Origin of the sequence: Zoogloea sp., from assembly GCF_023150065.1 — a bacterium.
Taxonomy (GTDB): Bacteria; Pseudomonadota; Gammaproteobacteria; order Burkholderiales; family Rhodocyclaceae; genus Zoogloea.
Genome location: NZ_JAKLLN010000205.1, coordinates 1 through 552, shown reverse-complemented (window position 1 = coordinate 552; position 552 = coordinate 1). Strand labels below are relative to the sequence as shown.

General features: G+C 67.2%; 1 protein-coding gene and 1 pseudogene. Both read right to left on the bottom strand.

The window, feature by feature from the left end:
- Positions 1–323 (bottom strand): annotated as a pseudogene (locus tag L6Q67_RS24290) (hypothetical protein); the annotation flags it as partial.
- 86 nt (positions 324–409) lie between these two features.
- Entirely contained in the window at positions 410–538 is a 129-nt protein-coding gene (locus L6Q67_RS24285; RefSeq protein ID WP_367171690.1) for a TOBE domain-containing protein, read from the bottom strand.
- Positions 539–552: the final 14 nt, after the last annotated feature.

Below are 552 nucleotides of genomic sequence, written 5' to 3'. Positions count from 1 at the left end.
AGCTTCTGGCCGTCGGTGGTCGTCACGTCACGGAGGGGGTGCTCCAGCCACGGATTGGGTGGCGTGTCGGGCGTCACCGGCACGTAGATTCCACCATGGGAGGCGTTCCAGTTGCGGGTCAGCATGACCATCCGGAACATGTTTCGAGCGCCCTCGATGCCCACCTGGATCGACTGCTCCCGGATCCGCGCAATCTGGATCTCCAGCGACGAACCAACCACCGCCCCCCAGATCACGAGCAGCGCCAGCCACCACGCCCGCTCGCGCACGAAGCGGGGAACCCGGCGGGGAGCGGCGACCACCTCGACTGACTGGTCTTTCATTTGAAACAGCGTGGATCCGGTTAGGCGACCTGCGGCGCCGACGGCGGATTAACGACATCGCCCAGCCGTTCTGAACCTCCGGGCCGTCAGCCCACCAGCGCCACCGACTTGATCTGCGCCACCACGTCCATGCCCTCGGCGAGGCCGAGCTGATCCTTCGACAGCCGGGTGATCCGCGCCAGCAGCGGCGTGCCTGCCGCATCCAGGCGAACCAGGCACTGGGCCGGGT